This is a genomic window from Streptomyces sp. NBC_01450 (genome assembly GCF_036227505.1).
In the GTDB taxonomy this organism is placed as follows: Bacteria; Actinomycetota; Actinomycetes; order Streptomycetales; family Streptomycetaceae; genus Streptomyces.
In genome coordinates this window covers 3259986-3285775 of record NZ_CP109480.1, presented here as the reverse complement: position 1 = coordinate 3285775, position 25790 = coordinate 3259986, and the positions used below count along the sequence as shown (strand labels likewise).

Annotated in this window: 13 protein-coding genes and 1 pseudogene; 8 read left to right on the top strand and 6 right to left on the bottom strand. The window is 69.4% G+C overall.

Going from position 1 to position 25790, the window contains the following annotated elements:
* Window position 1 precedes the first annotated feature (1 nt).
* Window positions 2–5533 (top strand): DNA methyltransferase, encoded by a 5532-nt coding sequence (locus OG568_RS14705; protein ID WP_329531878.1) that lies wholly within the window; start codon window positions 2–4, stop codon window positions 5531–5533.
* Between the two features lie 57 nt (window positions 5534–5590).
* On the opposite strand, the gene OG568_RS14700 is transcribed toward OG568_RS14705, so the two are convergent.
* Together OG568_RS14700 and OG568_RS14695 are read right to left on the bottom strand one after the other, a co-directional pair.
* Window positions 5591–5836 carry a DUF397 domain-containing protein gene (locus OG568_RS14700; protein ID WP_329531877.1) on the bottom strand — a complete coding sequence of 82 codons (246 nt, stop codon included), beginning with the start codon at window positions 5834–5836 and terminating at the stop codon, window positions 5591–5593.
* Window positions 5833–6675, bottom strand: a complete 843-nt coding sequence (locus tag OG568_RS14695; RefSeq protein WP_329531876.1) for a helix-turn-helix domain-containing protein — start codon at window positions 6673–6675, stop codon at window positions 5833–5835. Before OG568_RS14695 ends, OG568_RS14700 begins: the two co-directional genes overlap by 4 nt.
* Window positions 6676–6834: 159 nt before the next feature.
* Between OG568_RS14695 and OG568_RS14690 the strand changes: the two genes are divergently transcribed.
* From OG568_RS14690 to OG568_RS14665, 6 genes are all read left to right on the top strand, one after another.
* Window positions 6835–7281: an ATP-binding protein gene (locus OG568_RS14690; RefSeq protein WP_329531875.1), complete on the top strand. Its 447-nt coding sequence runs from the start codon at window positions 6835–6837 to the stop codon at window positions 7279–7281.
* 82 nt (window positions 7282–7363) lie between these two features.
* The gene (locus OG568_RS14685) at window positions 7364–8671 is read left to right on the top strand and encodes a DUF262 domain-containing protein (RefSeq protein ID WP_329531874.1); all 1308 of its coding nucleotides are present in this window, start codon (window positions 7364–7366) and stop codon (window positions 8669–8671) included.
* A complete protein-coding gene (locus OG568_RS14680) occupies window positions 8664–9842 on the top strand; it encodes an AAA family ATPase (protein WP_329531873.1) in 1179 nt (392 codons plus the stop codon). The genes OG568_RS14685 and OG568_RS14680 overlap by 8 nt, the downstream gene beginning before the upstream one ends.
* A 54-nt stretch (window positions 9843–9896) precedes the next feature.
* Window positions 9897–10847, top strand: coding sequence for a hypothetical protein (locus OG568_RS14675; RefSeq protein WP_329531872.1), 951 nt, complete (start codon window positions 9897–9899; stop codon window positions 10845–10847).
* A gap of 128 nt (window positions 10848–10975) precedes the next feature.
* A complete protein-coding gene (locus OG568_RS14670; RefSeq protein ID WP_329531871.1) occupies window positions 10976–17776 on the top strand; it encodes a DEAD/DEAH box helicase in 6801 nt (2266 codons plus the stop codon).
* Window positions 17773–20043, top strand: coding sequence for a UvrD-helicase domain-containing protein (locus tag OG568_RS14665; protein WP_329531870.1), 2271 nt, complete (start codon window positions 17773–17775; stop codon window positions 20041–20043). Before OG568_RS14670 ends, OG568_RS14665 begins: the two co-directional genes overlap by 4 nt.
* 904 nt (window positions 20044–20947) lie before the next feature.
* Here the strand turns inward: OG568_RS14665 and OG568_RS14660 are convergent.
* A complete protein-coding gene (locus OG568_RS14660; RefSeq protein WP_329531869.1) occupies window positions 20948–21175 on the bottom strand; it encodes a hypothetical protein in 228 nt (75 codons plus the stop codon).
* Window positions 21176–21430: 255 nt separating this feature from the next.
* Window positions 21431–21767: pseudogene (locus OG568_RS14655) on the bottom strand (RHS repeat-associated core domain-containing protein); the annotation flags it as partial.
* Between the two features lie 142 nt (window positions 21768–21909).
* On the opposite strand from OG568_RS14655, the gene OG568_RS14650 reads away from it, so the two are divergent.
* A complete protein-coding gene (locus OG568_RS14650) occupies window positions 21910–23376 on the top strand; it encodes a WGR domain-containing protein (protein ID WP_329531868.1) in 1467 nt (488 codons plus the stop codon).
* 13 nt (window positions 23377–23389) lie between these two features.
* Here the strand turns inward: OG568_RS14650 and OG568_RS14645 are convergent, their stop codons facing one another.
* On the bottom strand, window positions 23390–25105 hold the full coding sequence (locus tag OG568_RS14645) for a hypothetical protein (protein WP_329536359.1): 1716 nt from the start codon (window positions 25103–25105) through the stop codon (window positions 23390–23392).
* 178 nt (window positions 25106–25283) lie between these two features.
* Window positions 25284–25703 carry a TOBE domain-containing protein gene (locus OG568_RS14640; protein WP_329531867.1) on the bottom strand — a complete coding sequence of 140 codons (420 nt, stop codon included), beginning with the start codon at window positions 25701–25703 and terminating at the stop codon, window positions 25284–25286.
* Window positions 25704–25790 lie beyond the last annotated feature (87 nt).

The following is a 25790-nucleotide window of genomic DNA, read 5'->3' as shown; positions in this document are numbered from 1 at the left end:
CGTGACGTACGACTCGCTGGTCAACCACGGCGACTACCTCTCGGCGCACTATCTCGCCGAAGTCCTCCCCAAGGACCTCAAGTCCAAGGAGGGTCTTCTCGCCCGGTGGGCCGAGACCGAGGAGCGGGAGCGGCGAGCCCACGCCGCCTCCGTCGCCGAGGCCACGTCGGAAGGGCGCGACCCCGCGTCCGTTCCACCCCGTACCCGCACCCCGCGCGAGGGCCTGCGAGCCTTGCACGGCCCCTACTTCGCCTCCCGCGCCGACTTCGCCCGGGACGCGGAGGCCCTCGCCGTACCGGACGCGCCGGTCCCCGCCGACTGGACCAAGCGTCTTACCGAACTGCACCTGGACACCCTGCGCGCGCTCGGCTTCGACGACGCCCATGAGCAGACCGTCACGGTCCACCGCTCGGGCCACGACCACCCGGTCCAGGTCCTGCACACCGAGCCCGGCCTGATCGCCGTCCCCTGCGGCTGGACGGACGAGCCGGACGCGGCCCTCGACCCGGACGGCGCGGGCCGCCTGCTGAGCCCCGTCGCCCTGGAGGCGTCGGCCCGTCTCACCGACGCGAAGGCCCTGGCGGACTTCCTCTTCGAGTGCGACGAGCCGCCGCGCTACATCCTCATGCTGGCCGGTGGCGTCGTCGTCCTCGCGGACCGTCTCGCCTGGCACGAGGGCCGCTACCTCGCCGTCGGCCTGGACGCCGCGCTCAACCGCCGCGACATCCGCAACGGCGGTGAACTCGACACGGTCGCCGCGCTGTTCGGCGCCGACTCGCTGCGGACCCCCGAGGAGGGCGGCACCGCGCCGCTCGCCGGCTTCGTCGACAAGTCCGGCAAGCACGCGGTCGGAGTCTCCACCGAACTGCGGGAGGGGCTGCGGCTGTCCGTCGAGTGGATCGCCAACGAGGTCCTGGCCCGGCTGCGGGACCAGGGCGTCACCCCGGAGCGGATCGACGAACCGGCCCGCCTCGCCAAGGAACTCGGCCGCGAGTCGCTGCGCTACCTCTACCGCATCCTGTTCCTGCTGTACGCCGAGGCCCAGCCGTCGCTGGGCATCCTGCCGGCCGACGATCCCGAGTACGCCAGCGGCTACGGCCTCCAGCGCCTGGGCGACCTCGTCGTCCGCGACCTGGTGGGCGAGCGGTCGCGGCGCGGATTCCATCTGTACGAGTCCCTGGACCTGCTCTTCCAGCAGGTCCAGAAGGGCCATCGGGAGTTCGGCAGCGAGCCCGAGGACCTGGAGGCCCAAGCCGCCGACCGGGCTGCCACCGAGGCCGAACGGGAGGCCGCCGAGCTTTTCACGTCCGGGGCCATCACCCGGGACGAGTACACGGAGCGGGTCCGCGAAGCCGACCGCGCGCGCAAGACCGCCGCCCTCAGCGCCGATGTCGGCCTGCGTTTCGAGCCACTGCGTTCCGACCTGTTCAAGAGTGACGCGGTACGCCTCATCTCCGCCGACCAGGTCGAGAACCCGGCGTACGAGGAGGGCTCGGACCTCCCCGAGTTCCTCGACACCCGGCTCCGCAACGAGACCCTGCACAAGGTGCTGCGCAGCCTGATGCTCACCAAGGGCAAGGGGCGTGAGCGCGGCGGCTTCATCTCCTACGCGCAGCTCGGCATCAACCAACTCGGAGCGGTCTACGAGGGGTTGATGTCCTACACCGGCTTCATCGCCGACGAGGACCTGTACGAGGTGGCCAAGGGCGGCGACGCGTCCGGCGGCAGCTGGATGATCCCCGCCGGGCGGGTCCAGGACTACCCCGACGAGGTGTTCGTCGAGCGCCCGCACGAGGAAACCGGCCGTCCGCTGCGCGTCGTCCACCCCAGGGGCTCGTTCGTGTACCGCCTGGCAGGCCGCGACCGTCAGACGTCAGCTTCCTACTACACGCCGAAGTCCCTGACCGAGGTCACCGTCGAGCTCGCGCTGAAGCACCGCCTCGACCAGGACGGCACCGAGACGTCGGCCGAGGAACTCCTGGGCTGGAAGATCTGCGAGCCCGCGCTCGGCTCCGGCGCGTTCCTCAACGAGGCCATCGACCAAGTGGCGGCGGAGTACCTGCGGCGCAGGGAAAGGGAGGTGGACCGGCGCGTCGATCCGGAGGCGCGGCCCGTCGAACTCCAGAAGGTCAAGGCGTACATCGCCCTGCACAACGCGTATGGCGTGGACCTCAACGCCACCGCCGTGGAGCTGGCCGAGGTCTCCCTCTGGCTCAACTCCATGCACCCTGGCATGCGCGCACCCTGGTTCGGTCTGCATCTGCGGCGCGGCAACTCGTTGATCGGGGCCGGCCGCAAGGTGTACGGCGCGGACGCGCTGCCGCACGGCCAGTGGCTGTCGAAGAAGGTCCCGCTGCCGCCCACCGAACTCCCCTTCCGGGACGGCGACCTGCCCGACGGCGCCGTGCACCACTTCCTCCTCCCCGCCCTCGGCTGGGGCGCGGTGGCGGGGGAGCCCGAGGCGAAGAAGCTGGCGGAGGAGCAGGCGAAGGCCCTCGGACAGTGGCGGAAGGGCGTGCAGAAGGCCCCGAAGGGCAAGCTGTTCGAGGAACTTGACGGCGAGTCGCCAGAGAAGCGGCAGGCACGTTACGCCCGGTGGGCCAAGGCGGCGGCCAAGACCGAGCTGAACCGGCTCCAGGCGGTGGCCCGCCGGGCCGAGTTCCTGTGGAGCCTGGTTGCCAAGCGTCTCGAACTCTCTGAACGGAAGGTGTCGCGCCGCATCGACGTCTGGGGCGCGGACTGGCTGGAGCCCGCCACGGAGGCCGCCGACAAGCAGCGCGTTTTGGACGACCTGACGGCGGCCGGCACGCCCTACTGGCGGCTGAAGACGGTCATGGACGCGTGGTGCGCGCTGTGGTTCTGGCCGCTGGACCAGGTGGGACTGCTGGACGGCACGGACGCGGCGTACGCGGTGGGTGAGGGGGCGTTCGGGGCGGTGGCCGCCCCGGTGGCGCCGAAGCCGGAGGACGCGGCCCCGAGCGGTCCCGCGCCGGGTGACGTCGCCTGGCGGGCTGCCGGGCTCTTCGACGACCCCGACGGCGAACAGGACGAGCTGGGCACCCTCGCGGACAGCGACAAGGGCCTGGAGATCAAGGGCCTGGAGATCAAGGGCCTGAAGATCAAGGGGCGGAGGGCGACCGGTCGGCAGGCCGAGATCGCCGAGGACCTTCGGCGACCGTTCATCCCGCTGAAGACGTTCGCCGACTGGCTGGACTTCCTTGAGCTGACGCTCGGTACGAAGGACGCGGACGCCGGTTCCTTCCTGGACGGCCTGGACGACCTCCCGGTGGACGAGGCCCTGCCACTCCTGGAGACGTACGAGCGCAGCCTGGACGGCGTCCTGGGCATGGACAGCCCGTTCAAGCTGGCGGAGCGCTTCCCGTGGCTGGACGTGGTCGAGGACATCGCGGGCACGACGGAACGCGACATAAAGGCGGAGGACGGACACGGGTTCTTCCACTGGGAGCTGCACTTCGCGCATGTTTTCCGGGGACCTGGGGGCGGGTTCGACCTTCAGGTGGGGAATCCGCCGTGGGTCAGGCCGGACTGGAACGAGGGCGTGGTGCTCGCCGAGTTCGAGCCATGGTTCCAGCTCGCGGAGAAGCCGTCGGCGACCGTGTGGCAGGAGCGCAAGGCCGAAACGCTGGCGCAGGGCGGCAATCGTGGTCAGTACTTGCGTGACCTGGTTGTCACGGCGGGCACGGCCGCGTACTTGAGCAATCCGGTTACGTACCCCGTGCTGGCAGGTACGCGACCGGACCTGTACCGCGCGTTCATGTGCACGACGTGGGCGCACGCGGGTCGCCAGGGCACCGTGGGTCTCATTCATCCAGGTTCCCACTTCAGCGGTGACAAAGAAGGACGGCTGCGTGAGGCCGCCTACGAGCGGCTGTTGGTCCATGGCGATTTCATGAACCAGGGAAATCGCTTCTTCCCGCCGCCTGTGGGACATGCCAGTCACTTCGGGGTGCACATCTACGGTCAGGCGGGCGAGATCGGGTTTGACCACCTTTCGTGGTTGGTTTCGGTGGACGCTCTACGACTGTCGGCGCAGGATGACGGCACCGCCCCTGACCCGGGCATCCGGTACGCCGGTAGTTGGGACGAGCGCCCGCACCGCAAGCGGATCGTCCGGGTAACCGTGGAGGCTCTGGCTCAGTGGCAGCGCCTCACGGGTGAGGAGTCTCAGCCCGTCCGTCAGACGCGACTGCTGTCGCCAGTGAGCACGGCTGAGGCTCAGGCCATTCAGGCGTTGGCGGAGTATCCCGTGCGGCTGGCTGCGTTTGACCCGCAGATCAGCAGCGGTTACAACGAAAAAACTGCGAAGGATGACGGGATCATCGGGTACAACGTGCCGGACGAGACCGGCACAGTACACCAGCCGGCCGATTGGTCCGAGGTGATCCTCAAGGGGCCTCAACTCGGTCTGGCGAACCCGATGTTCAAGCAGCCCAGCCAGGGCGCCGGTGAGGTTCTGGGGCTCAACCCGCTGACGCTCGCGGACGACGCGGTTCCCGAGTCTGAGTACGTGTACGTGGCGGAGCCCGCTGTCTATCGTGCTGCCCAGGACGTGTGGAGTGATCACCGGACGCTGGAGGAGCTACGGGCGTCGGAGCACGAGGTGAGGCGGGCGCGGGCCGCTGTGGCCGAGGCTCGAAAGGTTGTGTCGGAGGAGGTATCTGCGGAGGAGATGGACGGGCAACTGGTGGGGCGGTTGCGGCGGCCGTATACAGAGTTCTATAGGGTCGGTTGGCGAAAGATGATCGCGCCGGACACCGAACGTGCCCTCTACGTAGCGCTCTTGCCGCCTGGCCCGTCACACATCGATGGGATGCGCAGTGGGTCGGTGTGTGGGTTCCGATCTACTGCTCTCGTGACTGGATTTTGGTCGTCGATACCTGTCGACTATCTGCTCCGCACGGCACGCGTGAGGAACCTGGACGTGGCGCCCGCGGGCCGTCTGCCAATGCCCGCAGCCGATCATCCTCTGGCTTCGGCACTTCTACTGCGCACCCTTCGTCTCAACTGTCTGACGAGCGCATACGCCGACCTCTGGCAAGAGCTCTACGACCCCACATGGTCCAGCTACGAGCCCTGGGCTCATACCTGGCCTGGCCTACAGCCTTTGCACAGCGTCACGTCCGACTGGACGCGCGAGACTCCGCTACGTACCGAGCGAGCACGTCGTGCCGCCCTCGTGGAAATCGACGCGCTCGTGGCGGTCTGGCTGGGAGTCAGTGTCGATGCGTTGGTGGCTATGTACAAGTCCCGCTTTCCGATCATGCAGGACTTCGACGAAGCCACCTGGTTTGACGGGCATGAACGGAAGATCGCCGGGGTCCGTCATACCTACGGCTTCGGCCAGACCAAGGAGCACTACGAACAGTTCCTCGCCTACGACAAGGGCGAGCGCTCCGACCCCCCAGAGGGCTACACCGCCCCCTTCTACAAAGCCGACCGTGAGAAGGAAATGCGGGCTGCCCACGCCATCTTCTCGGAGAGGCTGAGGAAGGCGCAGGAGAAGCAGGCGTAACGAGGGCGCCCCGCACGGGACTTGGGTTCCAGCGGGGCGCTCACGGGCGTAGCGGCGTCAGCCCTGACGCGCGTACGAGACGAAGCTCTGCCACGTCCCAGGGGTGACCGCAAACTGCGGGCTCTGCCGCAGCTTGGAGTCTCGTACGTGGATGGTGGTAGGGCAGGTTGCGACCTCGACGCAGTCACCGTCGCTTCCGCTGCTATAGGTGGACTTCCGCCAGGAGAGAGCCACCTCGACACAGTCGTCGCCGTCGGAGCCGCTGTAGCTGCTCTTGAACCAGGCCAGTTCGGACGTGCTCATAGCGCTCCTCGCATCCGCTTCAACAGGCCCTTGGAGTCCTCGGGGGTGAGAGCCTGTGAGCGCAGTCTCGCATAGCGCTGGAGCATGATGCTGACCTCTTTGGGGTCGGTAATCAGCAGGCCGCCGCGCTGCCCTTCGGCGTAGGCGAGCCACTTGTTCTCCGGCGTCTCCAACAGTCGCAACGGTCCATCGAACCCAGCATGATCCGGCTGCCGCAACGGCATGATTTGCAACTCCACGTTGAACTGACCTGCCCGCTCCAGCAGATGGTCGATCAGCTCCCGTGTCGCCTCTGGTCCGCCGGTGCAACGCTCGATCAGGGCTTGCTCAATGATGAAGCTGAACGTGATGGGCGGCCGTCGTTGGAAGAGCTTCTGGCGCTCCAGGCGGGCGACCACCTGCTGATCGACCTGTTCGTCATCCTTGACCGGAGGCACGCTGACGGTCACCGCCCGCGCGTATGCCTCCGTTTGCAACAAGCCCGGGATGACACGGCACTCGTAAGTCCACAGAGTGACCGCCTCCGCCTCAAGCCGCGCCCACTGCCGGAACCAACTCGCCAGCCCCGGCTGCCGCGAAAGATGCCGAGCCGCTCCCCGCAGCGCCCCGAACGCGTCCAGCGCCCCCTCCGCCCGCTCCACGAAGTCCGGCTGCGGAAAGCGGCGGCCCTGCTCGATCTTGGCTACCGTCTGGACCGAGTAGGGGACCAGTTCGGCGAACTCCTCCTGGGTCAGGCCCGCCCGTTTGCGGAAGGCCTTGAAGACCTCGCCGAATGTCCGGAGACTGTCCGACACCTCCGGCTCACCGCCGCCCGGCGACCCGCCCGTACCGTCCGTCATGCGAGGACCCCTCCCGTACGCCTGCCCCGCAAACCACTTCCAACCCCGCCATGGTTACGGTCAGTTGCCAGCCCTGTCCACCCTCCGTACTCGTACTCTCGCGCAGAGTACGAGTCGCTGACCTGGTGTGCAGGTCGTGCGGGCGGCCAGTTTGGGCGCATGACGCCAAGTCCAGCCCGCCAAGCGCCGGTTACCGTACGTGTGTTCGTGCAGCGCTTCAGTGCCACTCCGCGCGGTGCCCGCCTCGCCCGCCACCTCGCCGCGCACCGGCTGGACGCCTGGGGCATCCCGTACGACTCCGACGCCTCCGACACCGCCGCGTTGCTCGTCGCGGAGCTGGCCGCGAACGCCGTCACCCACGGCCGCGTTCCCGGCCGCGACTTCGAGGTACGGCTCAGCCTCGACGCGTACGTCCTCCGGATCGACGTGTCGGACCCGCGCGGAGAGCGCCGACCTGTCGGGCCGGGCACCGTCCCGTCCCCGCCGGCCGGGGCGGACGGCGGCCGAGGACTGCTGCTCGTGGAGGCGCTGGCCGACCGATGGGCTGTCCTCGACCGTCTGCCCGTAGGCAAAACGGTCCGCGCCGAACTGGACCTTCCGCGCTGACTGTCCAGCCCGCCGTCTATAGGCTGGCAGCCGACCATGCATCAAGGTCAGCGGCGGCGGGCGGCGGAGGCGACGGGGAGTCATGGCAGGGCTTGAGGACAGTGGCAGCGGACGGGCGACCGGGCGGGGGCGAGACGTCGGATTCCGGCGTTACCAGTTCCCGCTGGAGGACAGCGAACTGCTCCAGCCCGGACTTTTCCCCTCCTTGCACGGCCCTGTCGAGGTCGGCGGCGACGGGTTGCCGACCGGGGTGGAACTGGAGCAGCCCGCCGACGAGGAAGGGGCGGAAGCAGGCGCGAGCACCAGTGACCCCGATGAGATCTCCGCGCCCTTCCGGCCCGAGAGCATCAAGATCGAGACCCAGACGACCACCGTCGACCTGCTGCTCTCGCGGCTGCGGGAGGGGATGATCGACCTCGCGCCCGACTTCCAGCGCCGGGCCGGCATCTGGACCGACGTACAGCAGAGCCGTCTCATCGAGTCGCTGCTGCTGCGCATCCCCATCTCGTCCTTCCACATGGCACAGGACGAGAAGGACGACTGGGCCGTGGTCGACGGCATTCAGCGGCTCACGGCCATCGCCCGGTTCATCGCGCCGGAGGCGGTGGACATGCCGCCGCTGACCCTGCGGGGCCTCGACTACCTGCGCGACTACCACGGGAAGGGCTACGAGGCGCTGACCGGCCGGCTGAAGATCAGGCTGCGCGAGACCCAGCTGGTGGTGCACATCATCCAGCAGGGCACGCCGGAGGCGGTGAAGTTCAACGTGTTCTCGCGGATCAACACCGGGGGGCTGCCGCTCACCCCGCAGGAGATCCGGCACGCCCTGGTCGACGGGCCGGTGCGCGGCTACCTCGCCGACCTCGCCGAGGATTCGGCGTTCGGGGACGCCACCGGGCACAGCGTGTCCAACGAACGGATGGCCGACCGGGAGATGGTGCTGCGTTTCCTGGCGTTCCGGCTGAGCGACCCCTCCGGGCACGCGCAGCGGGACTTCGACCAGTTCCTCGTCACCTCCATGCACTACGTCAACCGGCTCAGCGCGGATCAACGGGAGCTGCTGGCGCTGGAGTTCCGCAAGGCGATGCGTTGCGCTTCGGACATCTTCGGAGATCACGCGTTCCGGAAATGGCGGGGTGGAAAGGGGAGCAAGTCCCCCATCAACAAAGCCTTGTTCGAGACGGTCGCGGTCAATCTGGCCATCCTGGACGATCACGAGCGTGAGACGCTGGTAACGTCGCGTGACAGGGTGCTCGAAGGGTTCTTCGGGCTGATGGGGGACTGGGACTTCGACCGGGCCATCTCCGTCGCCACCGGCGACACGAAGAAGGTGCGCAAGAGGTTCACCGCCATGGCGGAGCTCTTCCGGGGGGTAGTGGGCAGTGATTGACCAGCTGACGCTGACGAACTTCAAGGCGTTCCAGCACGCGGACCTGCGACTTGGGCCCCTCACCCTGCTGACCGGCCTCAACTCCTCCGGCAAGAGCAGCGTGCTCCAGTCGCTCGGCCTCCTCCATCAGTCGTACGCAGCGGGCGACTTCGATGACGTGCGGGATCTGGTGGAGGAGGCGGGCTCCGGCGAGGTCGCCGCCGTGGACAACGGCTTTCTCCTCAACGGCGAACTCGTCTCCCTCGGCACCGGCCACGACGTCCTGCACGAGGACTTCACCGGCGACGAGCCGGAGATCACCCTCTCCGTGAGCGAAGGCGCGTACCGCTACTCCTGGACCGTGGCCTACGCGGCCGAACAGAACCTGCTTCCGCTGACCGGTGTCGACATCCCGCTGACCAGTGAAGGGGCGTCGCCTCCCGTCGGCCCCGCCGCCGTCGTCCCCGGATATTTCACCGCCGGGTTCCAGTACCTGCACGCCGACCGCATCTCGCCCGCCGAGTTCTACCCGCGCGATCACCACGTTGCCATCGGGCGCGGCTTTCTCGGCGTGCGCGGCGAACACACCGTCAACTTCCTGCGCCACCACGCCAGGGACGAAGTTCCCGAAGGGCCGCTACGCCACGTGCGCGCGGAGTCGGCGCGGCTGCTCGACCAGGCCGCCGCGTGGATGGGGGAGCTCTGCCCGGGGGTGGACCTCCAGGCCGAGCCCATCGAAGGCACCGACTCGGTGCGCCTCTCCTACGGCTTCGACGGGCCGCGCGGCACCCGGCGGCGCCCCACGAACGTCGGCTTCGGTCTCACGTACGCCCTGCCGATCGTCGTGGCCTGCCTGACGGCGGAGCCCGGATCGCTCGTCCTGCTGGAGAACCCCGAGGCGCATCTGCACCCGCGCGGTCAGACCCGGATGGCCGCCCTCGTCTCCGCAGCGGCGGCACAAGGGGCGCAGTTCGTCGTGGAGACGCACAGCGATCACGTGCTCAACGGGGTGCGGCTCGCCGTCAAGCGTGGGGTGCTGGCACCGGACAAGGCCGTTCTCCACTACTTCCGGGGCGGCTCCACGGGCAGCGAGGTGACCAGCCCCCGCATCGACCGCGACGGGCTGATCGACCAGTGGCCCGAGGGGTTCTTCGACGAGGTGGAGAACACCCTGGACGAGCTGCTCGCCTGAAGACCGGCCGGGGAGCCGACCGACGGGCGCGGACGACATCACGGAGGGGGAAACGTGCCGCTGCTGTTCCTGAACGAGAGATCCTGTGGGACCCGAGCCGATCCCGCGCGGGCCGAACGGGCCATGACCGAACTGGCGCGGGCGGTGCTCGCCGTCGTCCGGGCCGACCGGGCGGGCACCGTACTGGTCAGCAGGGATCCGATCACCGGACTTCAGATCGCGGACGGGCATCCGATCGGCAAGTGGCACGGCGACCCGAAGAACCGTGACGCGTGGCGGCGGCTCCTCCAGATGCAGAGCAAGTGGCCGCACCGCGTCGCCTTTCCCGAGGGAGAGGGCTTCTACGACGTCGAGTACCGGCACCGGGGCGAGACGGTCGAAGGACTCGGCGCGGCCCACCTCATGGACGGGCTCGGTGTGTCGTTGGCCGTCGACCCGTGCTGGGGCGTGGACCGGGTGTGGCTGGAACGTGAGCAACTGGTCGAGGAGGAAGACGGCGCGTTCGCGTCGCACGTCAGCGACGTCGAGCTTCGGCACGCGTCGAGCGGGACGCATGTCGACGAGCATCTGAGGTGGATCGCGCAACAGGTCGAACTCGCCCGCAGGGGCGGACTCGACGCGGTGACCCAGGGGGCCGACCTGTGGGAGCGGCGCGCAGCCCTCTTCCCTCACCTGGAGTTCCTCCCCGGGGTGGAACAGCAGCTGCGGAACCTGCTCCAGGTCTGGGTACGCCCGGCCGGCAGGCGGCTGGCCGAACTCGACCAGGCGGTCGCCTCGTGGAACCCGGACACCGAGCCCGGCGGACCTCAGTGGCACTCCTGGGTGACGGGCGAGGGCGAACAGCGCGGCCGCGAGCTCTGCGCGTTCACCGACCTCGACGGCCGGACACGGATCTTCGACACGCATGCCCGCTTCACCCCGGGACCCGGCCGGGTGCACTTCCGGCTCGTGCCGGAGAACAAGGCCTTACGCGTCGCGCATGTAGGCCGCAAGCTGGGCGTCTGAGCAGAACGACGAAGCAAGGCCCGGCCACCTCCGCCGTGCCGGGGTGTCGGCCTCGCCCATTACCGTGGGGCCCGGAGCCGCGCAGGTGAGACGGCACCGACGAGACATCGGAACGAAGGAGAAGCAGGGTGCGACCGACCCTCGCCGCCGAGCAGGTACGCGACAGCCTGAGCCAGTACCTGTCGACGACGTACGCGCTGGCGGACGAAGGCACCCGTACCGCCCTGGAGCAGTTTCTCGGCGACGCGGACGACGGCATCTTCCGCGGCCCCTACCTGCGCATCCGCACCCCCTTCCGCTCGGCCGAGAACGACGACTGGCAGCGGCATCTCACCTGGTGGCCGCGGACCAAAGGCTTCACCACCCCGTACCGGCACCAGGAGCGGGCCTGGGAACGCCTTTCGACCCTGCACGGTCCCGCCCTGCCCACACTGGTGACCACCGGCACCGGGTCCGGCAAGACCGAGTCGTTCCTCGTGCCGATCCTCGACCACTGCCGGCGGGAGCGCGAGGCCGGCCGAGAGGGCGTCAAAGCCGTCCTCCTCTACCCGATGAACGCGCTGGCCACCGATCAGGCCCACCGCATCAACGACTACCTCGACAGTCCCCGGGACGCCCGGCTCAGGGACGCCGGGGTGCGCGCCGCGCTCTACATCGGCGACAAAGCGTCCAAGGAGTTCAAGCAGGCCAACCCGCGCGTCGCGGTCGACCGGGACGAGATCCGGCGCACCCGGCCCGACATCCTCATCACCAACTACAAGATGCTGGACCTGATGCTCCAGCGGCCCGAGGACCAGCGGCTGTGGCAGGAGCCGGGCGGCTCCGCGCTCGCGTACGTCGTCCTGGACGAGTTCCACACCTACGACGGCGCCCAGGGCACCGACGTCGCCATGCTGCTGCGCCGGCTCGGCGCCGTCGCGGGCCTCGACGAGCCGGGACGACCCCTGGGCCCGGTCTGCCCCGTCGCCACCTCGGCCACCCTCGGCGAGGGCACGCCGGGCACGGCGGGCGGGTCGATGCTGGACGTGGCGGAGCAGGTGTTCGGCGTACCCTTCCCGCCGGACGCCGTGGTGGGCGAAGACCGGCGTAGTGCCCAGGACTTCGCGGGAAGCAGCGACTTCGGACTGCCCTTCCCCGCCCCGCACGAAGTAGCGGAACTCGGTGATCCCGCCCGCGACCGCGACGTGCTGGATCAGCTGGCCGCCGCCTTCACGGGCCGGAGCGGCCTGGACCCCGGGCAGCTCGGCAGACAACTGCGCCGCCACCGGCTGACCGCCGCCGTCCTGGAGATCCTCGACGGCCGGCCGCGCACCACGGCCGAGATCATGGACGTCCTGCCGCGCTACGCCTACCACTGGGGCATGGCGGTCCAGCAGAGCCCGGGCGTCGCCGCCCAGGCCCTCGCGCGTTATGTCGCCCTGCTGTCCACGGCTCGTGACCCCGAACACCCGACCCGACCACTCCTGTCGATCGAGGTGCACCATTGGGTGCGCTCGGTCTCCCGGGTACTGCGCGGTGTCAGCGCGGCGAGGGCCGAGTTCCGCTGGGACGACGAGCGGATCACCACAGGCGGCAGGCTCACCGCTCGTACGGCCGGTGGCCGTGAGGCTGGAGCCCTCGCCCCTGACGGCGATACGGTCCCGGTCACACCCGCGGGTGACAGTGCGCCCCCGCCCGCGCAGGTGTTCCTGCCCGCGGTCTTCTGCCGGGAATGCGGCCGCTCGGGCTGGGCCGCGCTCTCCCCGGAGGCGGATCCGGCGGAGCTCGACATGAACGCCACGAAGATCCGCCGGGCGTCCGTCGGCCGCGACAAGAGCCGCGTCCGCAACATGATCGCGGCGACCCCGCGGCAGGCGTACGACGCGGCCTTCGTGGCCGAGAAGCAGCGCAGCGGACCGACCGTGATGGTGCTCGACGGGGCGACCGGACGAGTGCGGCCGCTGTCGCGGGAAACGGACTTCGACCCGCCGCGCGACGGCGAAGGCCCACACACGGCCAAGCCGCTGCACGACGCGGCGTTCGTCTGGGCGGACCTCGGCGACGACCGGGCGGCGCGGGGCGACCAGTGCCCGGCCTGCCGCACCTTCAACGCCATCCGCTACCTCGGTACCGGGCTTGCCGCGCTCGCCGCCGCCTCCATCACCCAGTTGTTCACGGGCGGCGAGCTCGACAAGAACCTGAACGAGGACAAGACCCTCCTCTTCAATGACTCCGTGCAGGACGCCGCCCACCGCGCCGGATTCGTCGCCAACCGTTCGTACACGTTCTCGCTGCGTTCCCTGCTCGCCAGCCACATCGACGAGGACGAGCCCATCGCGCTGAGCGACCTGGCCGCCGACCTCATCGCGGACGTCGTGGACAGCAAGGCCGTACAGGCCGCGGTGATCCCGCCCGACCTGCACGTCGTGCGCGGCGTCGACACCCTGTTGTCCGGGCGCAGCCAGGGCTCCCGCCCCACCTGGGAACTCATCGCCCAGCGCCTCGCCTTCGCGGCGGTTCTGGAGTTCGGGCTGAGGTCCCGGCAGGGCCGCACGCTGGAGCTGACCCGCACGGTCGCTGCGGACGTCCCGCTCCAGGACCCGGACGCGGTCGCCGAGATCGTGCGAGAACTCCTGCACACCACTCCAGGGGACATCGCACTGCCGGACGGCTCCCTGCCCGGTCCGGACCGCTGGACCGGGTACGTACGCGGCCTCCTCGAACGGCTGCGCACGCGCGGCGCCATCCGGCACGCCTGGCTCGACGGCTGGCTGGACGAGGCGGGCGTACGCCGCTGGCTCGTCTGGGGCGGGCGCAGGACCGGGATGCCGGCGTTCCCGCCCGGCGTGTCCGCCCCGGCGTTCCTGCTCGGCAGCCCCAAACAGGGCAGCGACGACTTCGACGTGGTCACCGGCCGCCTCGGCTGGTACCAGGACTGGACGCGACGAAGTCTCGGCCTGCGTCCCGACGCCGCCAACGCCTTCCTCGTACGACTGCTGCCCGCGCTCGTCGACGCGGGCGTGCTGTCCGCCCGCACCGCCAAGGACGGAGTGACCCGCGTCTACGGTCTCCAGCCCGGCCACGTACACGTCCGCAAGCTGGCCGACGACCAGGTGGCCGACGCCTCCGCGCACTGCCCGGTCTGCTCCTGGGAACAGACCGTCCACCCGGCCCTGGCCGACCAGTGGCACGGACAGCCGTGCCCCCGCTACCGCTGCGGCGGACTGCTGCGCACCGGTCAGGACCTGGAGAGCGGCGTACGACGCCGGGACTTCACCCAGGACTTCTACCGGCGGATGTACCGCGACGCCGGCGTCTTCACCATCAACACAGCCGAGCACACCGGCACCCTCACCCGCCCCAAGCGCGAAGCCGTGGAGAAGGCGTTCCGCGAAGGCACCCGGGTCCACTACGCCAACCCGCAGGTCCTGTCCTGCACCCCCACGCTCGAACTCGGTATCGACATTGGTGATCTGTCGGCCGTGGTACTCGCCTCGCTGCCCAAGGGGCCGGCCAACTACGTGCAGAGGGTGGGCCGGGCCGGCCGCGCCACCGGCAACGCCTACCTGCTGACCATGGTCGACCGCGGCCCCCGCGACCGCTACTACCTGGACGACCCCCGGCAGATGATCGCCGGGGACATCCAGCCTCCCGGCTGTTTCCTCTCCGCGAGTGAGATCCTGCGCCGCCAGTACCTCGCACACCTCCTCGACCTCGTCGGCGCCGGGCGCCTGCCCGCGCCGGACGGCGAAGGGGAACCGCTCAGCCCGATGCCCCGCCAGGCCACCGACCTGTTCGGTGCCTCGGCATGGCTGGCGGAGTTCCAGCAGGCCGCACTGGCCGAGGGCCCCCGCCGCGTCGACACCTTCCTTCTGCTGTTCCCGCCGTACGACGAGACGAAGGGAACGGGCGTCAGCCCGCAGGCGGCCGAGGCACTGCGCTCGTACGCGACGGGGGGACTCGCAAGTGCACTGAAGGAGGCGCGCGATCAGTGGGAGGAACGACGCGGCGAGATGCAGCGCCGGGTCACGTCGATCGACGAGGCGCTGAAGGCACTGGTGGCCGGTGATCCCGAACACGAACGGCAGGGCAGGGAACTGCGGGCCGAACGGCGAGCCGTGTCCCGGCACGCGGGCGAGATCAGCCGCACCACCGCGCACGGCGCGCTCGTCGACCTCGGGCTGCTGCCCAACTACAGCCTCGTCGACTCGCTGACCGAACTCGAAGCCACCCTCACCTGGAAGGAGGACGGCAAGGACGGGCAGCCCGAGCACCACAGCAAAGTACTCAGATACGACCGGTCGGCGCGCCTCGCCCTCACCGACTTCGCGCCCGGCAACCACTACTACGTACAGGGCTACAAGCACCGCGTCACCGGGCTCGACGTCGGCAGCCCGAACCGCCCCGCGTGGCTGTGGTGGCGCGTCTGCCCCGACTGCGGGCACATCCGCACGGAGCAGGCACGGCAGGACTCCACCGCATGCCCACGCTGCCACTCCCCGGCCATCGGCGACGTCGGCTGCCTGCACAAAGTACTGGTGCCGCACCGGGTGACGGCCCGCGACCAGCGGGACGACATCCGCGTACGCGACGACACCGACGACCGGGAGCGGCGCCTCTACACCGTGGTCCCCGCCGTGGACATTCCGCAGGAGCACGTCGAGGCGGGGTGGAAGCACAAGAACGCCACCTTCGGCTGGGAGTTCACCCGGCAGGCCGTGATCCGCCACCTCAACGTCGGCGCCTCTCGCGTGGACACCGGGGTGGAGAGCGCCTTCGCGGGACGCCAGGTACGGCTCAACCCCTTCTGGGTCTGCGACTCCTGCGGATACGCCGACCCCGACGGCGGACCCACCACCGCGCAGGCCGGACAGCAGAGCGCTTTCGGCGCGTCCCGGGCCACGAAGTACCACCGCCCGTGGTGCCCCCGGCTGCGCGACGGGCTCGGCGAGACACAGGCCGCGCAGGCGGGCGTGAGACTGCTGCTTGCCCACGAGTTGCGCAGCGAGGCGCTGCGCATCCTCATCCCCGCGGTCACCGCGTACACCGAGGAGCGCCTGGCCTCGTTCAAGGCGCTGCTGCTCGCGGGCATCGCCCAGAGCTACGGCGGCGACCCCGACCACCTCGCCGTGGTCACCGACTCGATGCCCGAGCCCGGCGGCGACGTCCGCAGGCACTTCCTCGTGCTGTACGACTCGCTGCCCGGCGGCACCGGCTATCTGCACCGGCTCGCGGGGCCCGACGGGCTGCACGACGTGCTGACCCGGGCCCGCCAGGTCATCGAACGCTGCCCGTGCGTCGGCGAGAAGCGCCCCGCCTGCCACCGCTGCCTGCTGCGGTATGTCGGTGACAGCGAGTACGAACTGGTCTCACGCGAACACGCCCTCGACATGCTGGGTGAGCTCCTCGGCCGCACCGGTGACGCATGGCACATCGAGGAAGCCGGGACGACCCGTGCCATCAGCCTCGACAAACAGGTCGAGAGCGAACTGGAAGCGCTGTTCCGCCGGGGGCTCCTCTCCTGGGCCGAAGGCGTCGACGAGGTGAGCGTGCGCTCCGCGCAGACACCCGACGGCGAGCGCGACACGACGCTGCGGTTCACCGCGCCCGACGGCAAGGTCAGCGGCTGGCGCATGGAGACCCAGACAGACCTCGGCTTCACCGTGCCCGACGTGGTCTTCCGCAGCCTGGACGACGACCGCAAGCGCGTCGCCGTCTACCTGGACGGCTACCGCTATCACGCGAGTCCCGACCACAACCGCATCGCGTCCGACGCCGACAAACGGACCCGGCTGCGCGCCGGGCACGGGTGGCAGGTCTTCCAGTTGACCTGGGACGACGTACGCGCCTGGACCGGCGACGCGAAGCCACCCACCGATCCCGTATGGGTGCCGTACCAGAACACGGCGCAGAAGACCGCGTCCGACATCCACCGGCGGCTGCACGGCGACGACCCGCGCGACCTGAACCGCTTCGTGTGGACCAACCCGGTCGACACCCTGATCGGCTACCTGACTACCCCGGACCAAGAGCTGTGGAGGCGGCGTACCCAGAGCGCGTTGGCAGGCTTCGCCGCGGTCTCCGCGACGAGCCGCGCCCTGGCGGACGAGCCCGAGATCGGGCACCGTATCGCCGAGGCCCTGCACGGCAAGCGGCTCTCCGGCGGGCAGGGTGCTGTCCAGATCATGGCCACCCAGGACAGCAGCGGATGCCCCCTGACGGTCGCCCTCGACCTGCGCAAGGGGCAGGCGGGCGCGGTGTGGACCGCTCTGACCGTTCTCGACGACAGTCCGGAAGCGTTGGGCCGCGACGAGAACGCCCATCGCAGGCGCTGGCAGGCCTGGCTCTACTGGACCAATCTCCTCCAGTTCCTCAACGAGGGCGAGGGCGACGGTGTCCAGCTGGCGGCCGGCCAACTGACGGGCTTCGATCCCGTGGAACTGGCCGTGACAGGTGGAGGGGGCTGGCTGGAGTCCCGCCGACAGCCGCAGCAATCTCCTACGGAAGGGCCTTCCACCGAGGCCGCTGAGACCGAGACAGCGTCCGTGGAAGCACCGCTCCCCTCGGGTTCGGCGACGGAGGCCGTACGCGATCCCGCCTGGGACGAGGTCGTCGACTACCTGGTGGAAGAGCCAGGGCTCGCGGAACTCGTCGACGTACTCGTCCGGTCCGCGGTGCCTGCTCCCGAGGCCGGATTCGAGCTCGGCGATGCCGCCTGGTCCGCCGAACTGGCCTGGCCCGCACACCGCATCGGTGTCGTTCTCGCCCCTGTCCAGGAGGACGAAGCCGCCGTTGCCGAAGCGCAGGACCGTGACCGCGCCTATGTGGCAGCGGGGTGGACCGTACGGACCGCCGTCGAGTGGGACGCCCGGGAACTCGCGGCCACCCTCACCCGACACACCGAAGACGGCCATCCGGCCGCGAACGACGACGAGGAGCAGGACCGATGACCAGCACCGGCGCGCCCACAGCGGGCGCGACCCTCCGCCTGCTCGACAAGGCGGACAAGGAGATCGTCAAGCTGGACCGGGCGATCGTCGGGGCGGTCTACAAATTCCAGCACGAGTTCCGGAGGAACCCCGAGGCGCCGGGCTTCGACCTCAAGCCTCTCAAGGGACACGAGCGTCTGTGGTCGGCGCGTGTCAACCGCGAATACCGGGCGCTTCTGGTGCGGCTGAGCGGAAACGACTGGCTCCTGGTCTCGGTCAAGCACCGCGGACACGTCCACCGCAACCTCGACCGGCTCGCATACGGCATCAACCAGATCACCGGCGCGATCGAGTACGTGGACCTCCAGGTGGTGGAGGACGGCGTTCTGGGCACGGAAGGAGCGGAGGCGCGTCCCGAACCATCCGCCGCTGAAAGTGCTGCCACCGACACTCCGCTGTTCGCCGCCTACACCGCGCGGCAACTGGCGGACCTGGGGGTGGCCGAGCCTCTTATCCCGATCGTCCTCAAGCTCACCACGGACGACGAGTTGCTCGGACTCGCCGAGTACGCCCCGCGGCACACGGGCGAGGTGTTGCTGCGACTGCGTGACGAAGTTCCTTACGAGCAGGTCATGGAGGAGGTGACCGCGCCGGTCGCGGTTGCCTCCGAGGAATCGATCGACAGCACCCGCGGTGACGACTGGCGAGCGGCGGCCGACCGTTCACAGGCTGTGGTGATCACTGATGACGAGTCGCTGCGGAGCATCCTTGAGGAGGGCGACTTCGGCCGGTGGAAGGTGTTCCTCCACCCCACCCAGGAGAAGCTGGTGGGACGCAGGTACTCCGGGCCGGCCCGCGTGGGAGGAGGCCCCGGAACGGGGAAGACGATCGTCGCTCTGCACCGGGTGAAGCACCTGGTGGACCACCTGGCCCCCGGCCACAACAAGCCGGTCCTCCTCACCACCTTCAACAAGAACCTCGCCGCCGACCTGCGTTCTCGTCTTCTCTCCCTCGGCGGCCCGCAGATGCTCGCCCGCGTCGACATCCTGCACGTCGACCAGTTGGCGACACGTGTCGTCAGTGAGGCCGACCCGGGGAACACCAAGCGCAGAATCGATGACACACAAGCTCTGCGCGAGTGGCGCCAACTGCTTGTGGAGACCGGGGAGAACCGCTGGGACGCCGAGTTCCTCAGCGACGAGTGGAACCAGGTGATCCTCGGCCAGGCCGTGGCGTCGCGCTCCGACTACTTCAAGGCCCGGCGGGCCGGCCGGGGCCGCAGCGTGAGTCGCCCTGACCGGGCGGAGATCTGGCAACTCGCCGAGCGCTTCACCCAACGCCTCGACGTCAGGGGACTGGAAACTCACCGACAAGTGGCGGAACGGGCAGCCCAGTTGGAGATGGCCCGCAGCCACAAGATCGAGGAGCGCCGCCGTCAGGAGGAAGAGCGCGGCGGACCGGGCAATGTCCACGTGGAGTCGGGAACAGGTGCCTGGCTGCGTTACCGCTACCGACATGTCGTCGTGGACGAGGCGCAGGATCTTGGTGCCGCGCACTGGAAGATGCTGCGGGCCATGGTTCCCCGCGAGGACGACGACATGTTCCTCGTCGGTGACACCCACCAGAGGATTTACGACAACCAAGTCACGCTCGGCAGTCTGGGCATCAACATCCGGGGCCGTTCGGCGAAACTGACACTCAGCTATCGCACCACACGCGAGATCCTGGGTGCCGCCATCGGCATCCTCGAAGGGACCGACTACGACGACCTCGACGGCAGCACCGACGACCTCGCGGGATACCGGTCCGTGTTGCACGGCGGACGCCCGTGCCTTCGGAGCGCGGACAGTTGGGACGAGGAACTCGACCTCGTGGCGGAGCAGGTGCAGGCGTGGCACGACGTCCCACGCGAGTCCGTCGCGGTCTGCGTGCCGACGAACGAAAAGGTCGACGAGGTTGTGGCGCGTCTCGGCCGACGCGGAATCGTGGCCACGAAGATCACTGGCGACGGGGCGCGAGGAGCCGAGGGCGTACACGTCGGCACGATGTACCGCTTCAAAGGGCTCGAATACCGTCGCATGATCATCGCCGGTGTCTCGGAGGGCCTGGTCCCCCGCTCGACAGTGGATACCTGGGAACGGACTGACCGACTGCGCCACAGGCGCGAACTGCAGCGGGCCCGCTCTTTGCTGTTCGTCGCGGCTACCAGAGCGAGAGATGCACTCACCATCTCCTGGAACGGTGAGCCCAGCAGGTTCCTTCGCCCACTAGGAGCTGGGGTCCATTGAACTGGACCTCAGCGTGCGCCGGGCACGCGTTCAGTGTCTCGTCGATGATGGTGGGAGTAAGGGCTGCCAGGAGGCGCAGGTTCTATCGAGCCTGCGCGGCCATGACGCATCTGCGACGCACGCAGCGTTGCAGAACATGGGAAGAGCTTCCCCGAGTGCCTCCTGACCTGCATATTTGGGAGTTTAGGTCATTCGTGATGTCTTTCCTATGACGCATCATGTGGAGTGCGTGGCGATCCTCGAACCGGTCAAAGAGGGACTCTGACGCGTAAACAGATCCTCTTGATGGCCCGGCGGGTGGCGCGCGAGATGACGAAGTCACGCCGGGAGGGGCCGCGGGGCTCTTGCATGCGGCGGGCTACGACGGTGCACCACGTCCGGCTGGAGCTCGGCACCCGGCGGCCGATCTGCCTCGTCGACACCGACGAGGACGCCCCCGAGCGACATGCGTGCCTCTGCTTCGCCGGCTGACCGTCACCAGTTCCCGTAGTCCTCGACCAGGTTCGCGATGAGCGAGAGCAGGGCGTCGGCCCGGTGGCGGTCCTCGGGCCGGTTGCACAGGGCCTCGTCGGCCGCGCGACGGCGGGTCGGAGTCGGGGTCGGCGTAGGCGGTGGTCAGATACCGCGCGGGGTCGGTGAGACTCCAGCCGACGACGCTGCCGTGCTGCACCAGGAGCGCCACGTCGGAGGCGATGCCGATGCGGGCCTCCAGCGGCTCGTCGAGGACTTCGAGATCGCGCAGACCGGTCAGCACGGCGTCCCCGGGAACGCGACACAGCACCGTGCACATCTCATGCCGGAAGTCCCGGACCTCGTCCGCGCGCAGCCCGCCCGGGCGCACCGTGGGCGTGAGCGAAAGGCGGGCGGCGTCCTCGGCGGAGGCGGACTCCTCCGGCAACTGGATCTAGGCCCCGACCAGTTGCCGGCCGGCCGGGTCGAACCGGAGGATGTCGGGCGCGTCCCACAGCCACTGCCGGCTGCCGAAGGTGTCCACGAAGAACCCCTCACGTTCCTGCACGTCCGCGTAGCGCATGACGCGCACGGAGCCGCCGTCGAAGCGGGGGGTGATGTGCAGCGGATCATCCGTCACCGTTGCGCGCCAGTCGCCGTCGAGCGACGGTTTCATGGTCATTCCTGCCTCATCTGATCCGCACTGCCGGAGCCAAATAGCCACCCTTGGCGGGAATCCTGCCCTCCACGATGTCCTCGTGGGTCACTGGTGCACCGGGGTCCGTGGGATCGCCGCCGAGCGCCCCACCCCGGAGTCGCCTTTGATGCCCGACGGTCCGTATGCCGTGATGGCCTGGCCCTGGGTGATGCCGGGCCCGTCGGTCACGACGACGTCCTCGCCGTGCCGGAACGTGAGTCTTCCGCCCGTCGTGTAGTTGGGCATCAGACCCAGCGGGTGGCACCCGGTGTGGGGGTTGTCCACATATCCGAGGGGATTCGGCGCGGGAGCGAGGCCGAGGAGGTCCGGGGAGGTGTAGCGGCCGGTCTCCGGGTCGTAGTGGCGGAAGTAGTTGTGGTGGAGGCCGGTCTAGGGGTCGTAGTACTGGCCTGGGAACCGGAGGGGGGGTGTAAGCACTGCTGTCACGGGCCCAGGCCGTGGTGCCCCAGAGCGTGCTGCGGCTGCGCCACGCGGGGTCGCCCGACGCGTCGATCAGTTCGGTGGGGGTTCCGACGAGGGCGGTGGCGATGGCGAAGAACCGCCGGTCGACCTTTTCGGGTCGAGGTCGAAGGTGCGGGTGTGAAGGTCCTTGCGTAGCGGCCTCGGTCCGACCCCGTCGTTGTCAGTGGTGACCACTAGTTTGGAGTCACTGGAGAACGGCCGAACCGGCCGACCGGGCCTTTGGGGAGGGGTGTGCTGTGTCCGCTGCGCAGGCACGACAGTCGGGGAACACGACGTATCTGGAGCTGTCCCAGGAGAGCGGCGGTGCCCACAAGTTCTACGAGGTGACCGTCGAGGGGACCACCGTCTCCGTGCGGTACGGACGGATCGGTGTGGACGGGCAGCGCCAGACCTCCGCCTTTCCGACCGTCGAGAAGGCGAACGCGGCGGCGGCGAAGAAGATAGCCGAGAAGGTGCGCAAGGGGTATGCGCCCGCCGTTCAGGGGCAGCGCGCGGCCCGGGCGGTGACGCGCCGTCAGGTGACGTCCGCCCCCTCCACGGCGCGGGCGACGGCTCCGGTGTTGTGGCGGTTCCGTACGGGAGCCTCGGCGTTCGGCATTCATGTGGACGAGGACCGCTGCTGGGTCGGCAACCAGCACGGCAGCGTCTACAACCTGAGCCATGACGGTGAGGTGCTGGCGCACTACTCCCTGCCCGACGGTGTGAAGTGCCTGGTGGCGGACGACTTCTGGATCTACGCGGGCTGTGACGACGGCCGGGTGTACGACCTCTCCTCGAAGGTGCCGTTCGCGGCCTACGAGATAGCGGCCGAGGTGGACATCTTCTGGCTGGACATTCACGCGGGCGTGCTGAACGTCTCCGACCGCAACGGCGGTCTGACGGTCATCGACCATGAGGACGAGCTCCAGTGGTCACGCAACTCGTCCGGGGACAACGCGTGGATGGTGCGGGCCGACGACCACGCCGTCTACCACGGGCACAGCCGCGGTGTGACGGCCTACGCGGCGGACGGCACCAGCCAGCTCTGGCACACCGCGACCAACGGCAATGTGCTCTTCGGATGGCAGGAGGAGAACGCGGTCTACGCCGGTACGGGGCGCCGGGTCGTCCAGCGGCTCGCCAAGTCCACCGGGCTGATCGAGGCCTCCTACGTGTGTGACGCCGCGGTGTACTCGTGTGCCACGTCCCCCGGCGGGCAGTACGTCTTCGCGGGCGACTCCGCCTCCTCCGTCTACTGCTTCACCGCCGACGGCACCCGGCTGTGGAAGCTCGGCACGGGCGGCGGCTCGGCGCTGTCCATGCAGTACCACGACGAACGGCTGTACATCGTCTCGACGGACGGCTCGCTGGCCTGCATCGACGCGAGCGAGGCCGCGATCAACGCCGCCCAGTCGGGCACCGTCCCGGTCGCCGCGGACATCAAACTGGCGGCCGCCCTGCCGACGTACGCACCGCTGACCACCGCCGCCTCCGTCGCCACGATCAGCGCCGTCCCCGCACCGGGGAGCGGGGTCGTCGTGGAGTGCACTCAGGAAGGAGGCCGAGTGCGTGTGCACGTGGTCTCCGAGGGCTATGAGCCGAGTTGGAACGTCCAGTTCCCGCGTGCGATACGCCAGCCCGGCGCCCGCTATGTGGTGGACGCGCTGCACTCCTCATCAGGTGGTTTCTACCGAGTGCGCGGAGAGATCAGACGTCTGGTGTGAGCTGCGCCGCCCTCTAGCGGGTGCTTGCCGGGGCCTTCAGGTGCAGATCCGTGCTGGACAGCGTCATCGGCGTGGCCGAGACGGCGCGCAGACGGATGCGTACGCCGGCGTGGGGGAGGGGGAACTTGCCGGTGGGTGGCAGGAGTTCGTAGCTGGCCGAGGCGTGCCGGGCGAGTGTGGCGGGGCCGGACTTGATGGACCAGTAGCGGCCCATGCCCTGCCCCGTGGTCAGGGTGAAGTGCGGGGTGAGGGCCGCGTCGCCCAGGTTGGTGACGCGGACGGTGAGCGCGGTCACGGCTTTGGCGGTGGTGGTCCGGCTCTCGCTGACCAGTTGCATCTTCAGGGGCGGTGAGCCCGTCACCGCCAGGGCCGACGCGACCAGGGCGGGGGTGATCAGCAGCACACCCGTCGCGATGCGCGCCCGCTGCCGGTGCGGGCCGCGCAGGAAGGCGGGCCGGGGCTGCCACGCCGTGGTGAAGGCCGACGGCGGCGCGGTCACGGCGGCGGCCAGCCAGAGCGGCGTCATCATCAGGTAGTAGCCGTCCTGTGAACGCGTCGCCAGGAAGAACGCGCACCAGGGCAGGACCACCGCGGCCGGCCCCAGCCGCCGCACGAAGAGCACGAAGAGCCCGAGCAGCCCCGCTGCCAGCAGCATGCTCGCGTGCGAGTACCAGGACAGCCGGCCGCTGCCGTCGGTGAAGTACAGCGAGATGCCGACCAGGCCCTGGCCGTGCAGGTTCGCCTTCTGGGTGAGCGGGAGCGCGATCCCGGAGAGCCAGCTGCGCGGCTCGCTCACGATGAAGTACGCGTTGATCAGCAGCCAGGTCAGGGAGGCCACTCCCACGATCCGGCCCACGGCGGCCGCCGCCGCGCGCGCTCCGAGGTCGCCGCGGCGCAGGGCGTAGACCCCGGCCAGCAGGAACGGCGTGAGGAACCACGGCAGCTGCTGGGAGGCGCAGGCCGCGCCCAGGCAGGCGGCGCGCGCCCAGTCGCTCCATCCGCCGTAGCCCATCCGGGGCCAGCCCACCACCACCGGGATGAGGAAGGCGCAGGCGACGATCGCCGGATAGCCGAGCCGGGCGTACGCGGGCAGCAGGCCGAGGCCGAGGCAGACCAGCGTGGCCGCGGACCGCCACTGCGTCGGCAGCATCCGCCACATCACGATCGTGGCCACGATCAGGGCGCCCGTGGCGGTCAGGACCGCGGGGGCCGCCCCGTGCCCCACCCACAGCAGCGGTGCGGTGAGCAGCAGGGGCAGCGGCGGATAGCCGTACGTGTAGTCGTAGCCGCCGGTCATCGTCGGGGTGAGGGCGACCCCGTGCTGCCCGAAGAGCCAGGGCCACGGCTGGTCGTAGACCTGGTGCCCGGCGACGAACTCGCGGGCGGCCTGCGCGGTGAGGACCGACTCGTCACCGCCGCCGTGGTAGATGGCGAACCCGCACACCGCGAGCGTCACGGCCGTCACCAGGACCACGAGGTCGAGGCGGGCCAGCGAGCGGCCGCGGCGCACGGTCAGCGTGAGGACGCCCGTCACCAGGATCGAGGCGTAGCAGACCGAGATCACCGCCGCGACGGCGAGCCGGTGGCTCGCGGCCGCCGTCCACATCGGGCGTGTACCGATGAAGAGGCTGATGTCGGCGAGCAGGGTCAGGACGCGGTGCCACTGCGCGGGCGTCTCGTCGGGCGACGCCTTCGTGAGGGCCTTCTGGCCGGTGGTCGACGGCCTCATTTCTGCCAAGTACACGGGATTGGACGGTAATTCCCATAGATGAAGGGCGTGATGCCGGACGTGAAGAGTCCGGTATGAGGGCGGTAAGAAGTGTGCTTATGGTCGATGTGGGGGCGTGTCGTGCGGGAGTGTCTCATATATGGGTGTCTCGTGCTTTGACGGGGCATACGAGGGTGTCTCAGGCGTTGGAGAGGGACACCTCGGTGGACTTGATGAGTGCCACGACCGCCGATCCGGCCGCCAGGCCCAGTTCGGTGACCGCGTCCTTGGTGATCGCGGAGGTCAGCTCGGCGCCCGGGACCTCGACCTTGACACGGGCCATGGCCTCGCCCGTGGAGACCTCGGTCACCGTGCCGGGGAACTGGTTGCGGATGCTCACGCCGTCGACCGGGCCGGTGGCCAGGGACACCTCCGTCGACTTGACCAGGGCGCGGACCGTGGAGCCCGTGGTGAGGCCCAGGTCCTCGACCGCCTCCGCGGTGATGGCCGCGGTGAGGTCCTGGCCACCGTCGAGACGGACCTTGACCGTCGCCATCACCTCGCCAGGGGTGACGGAGGTGACGGTTCCGGGGAGCTGGTTGCGGATGCTCAGGCTCATGGGTACGCCTCAATGTGCGGTCCGGTGCGGTGCGGTGCGAATAGTTGAGTTTCACCAATTATGAGCAACTCTTGGCTCTCATCGGGC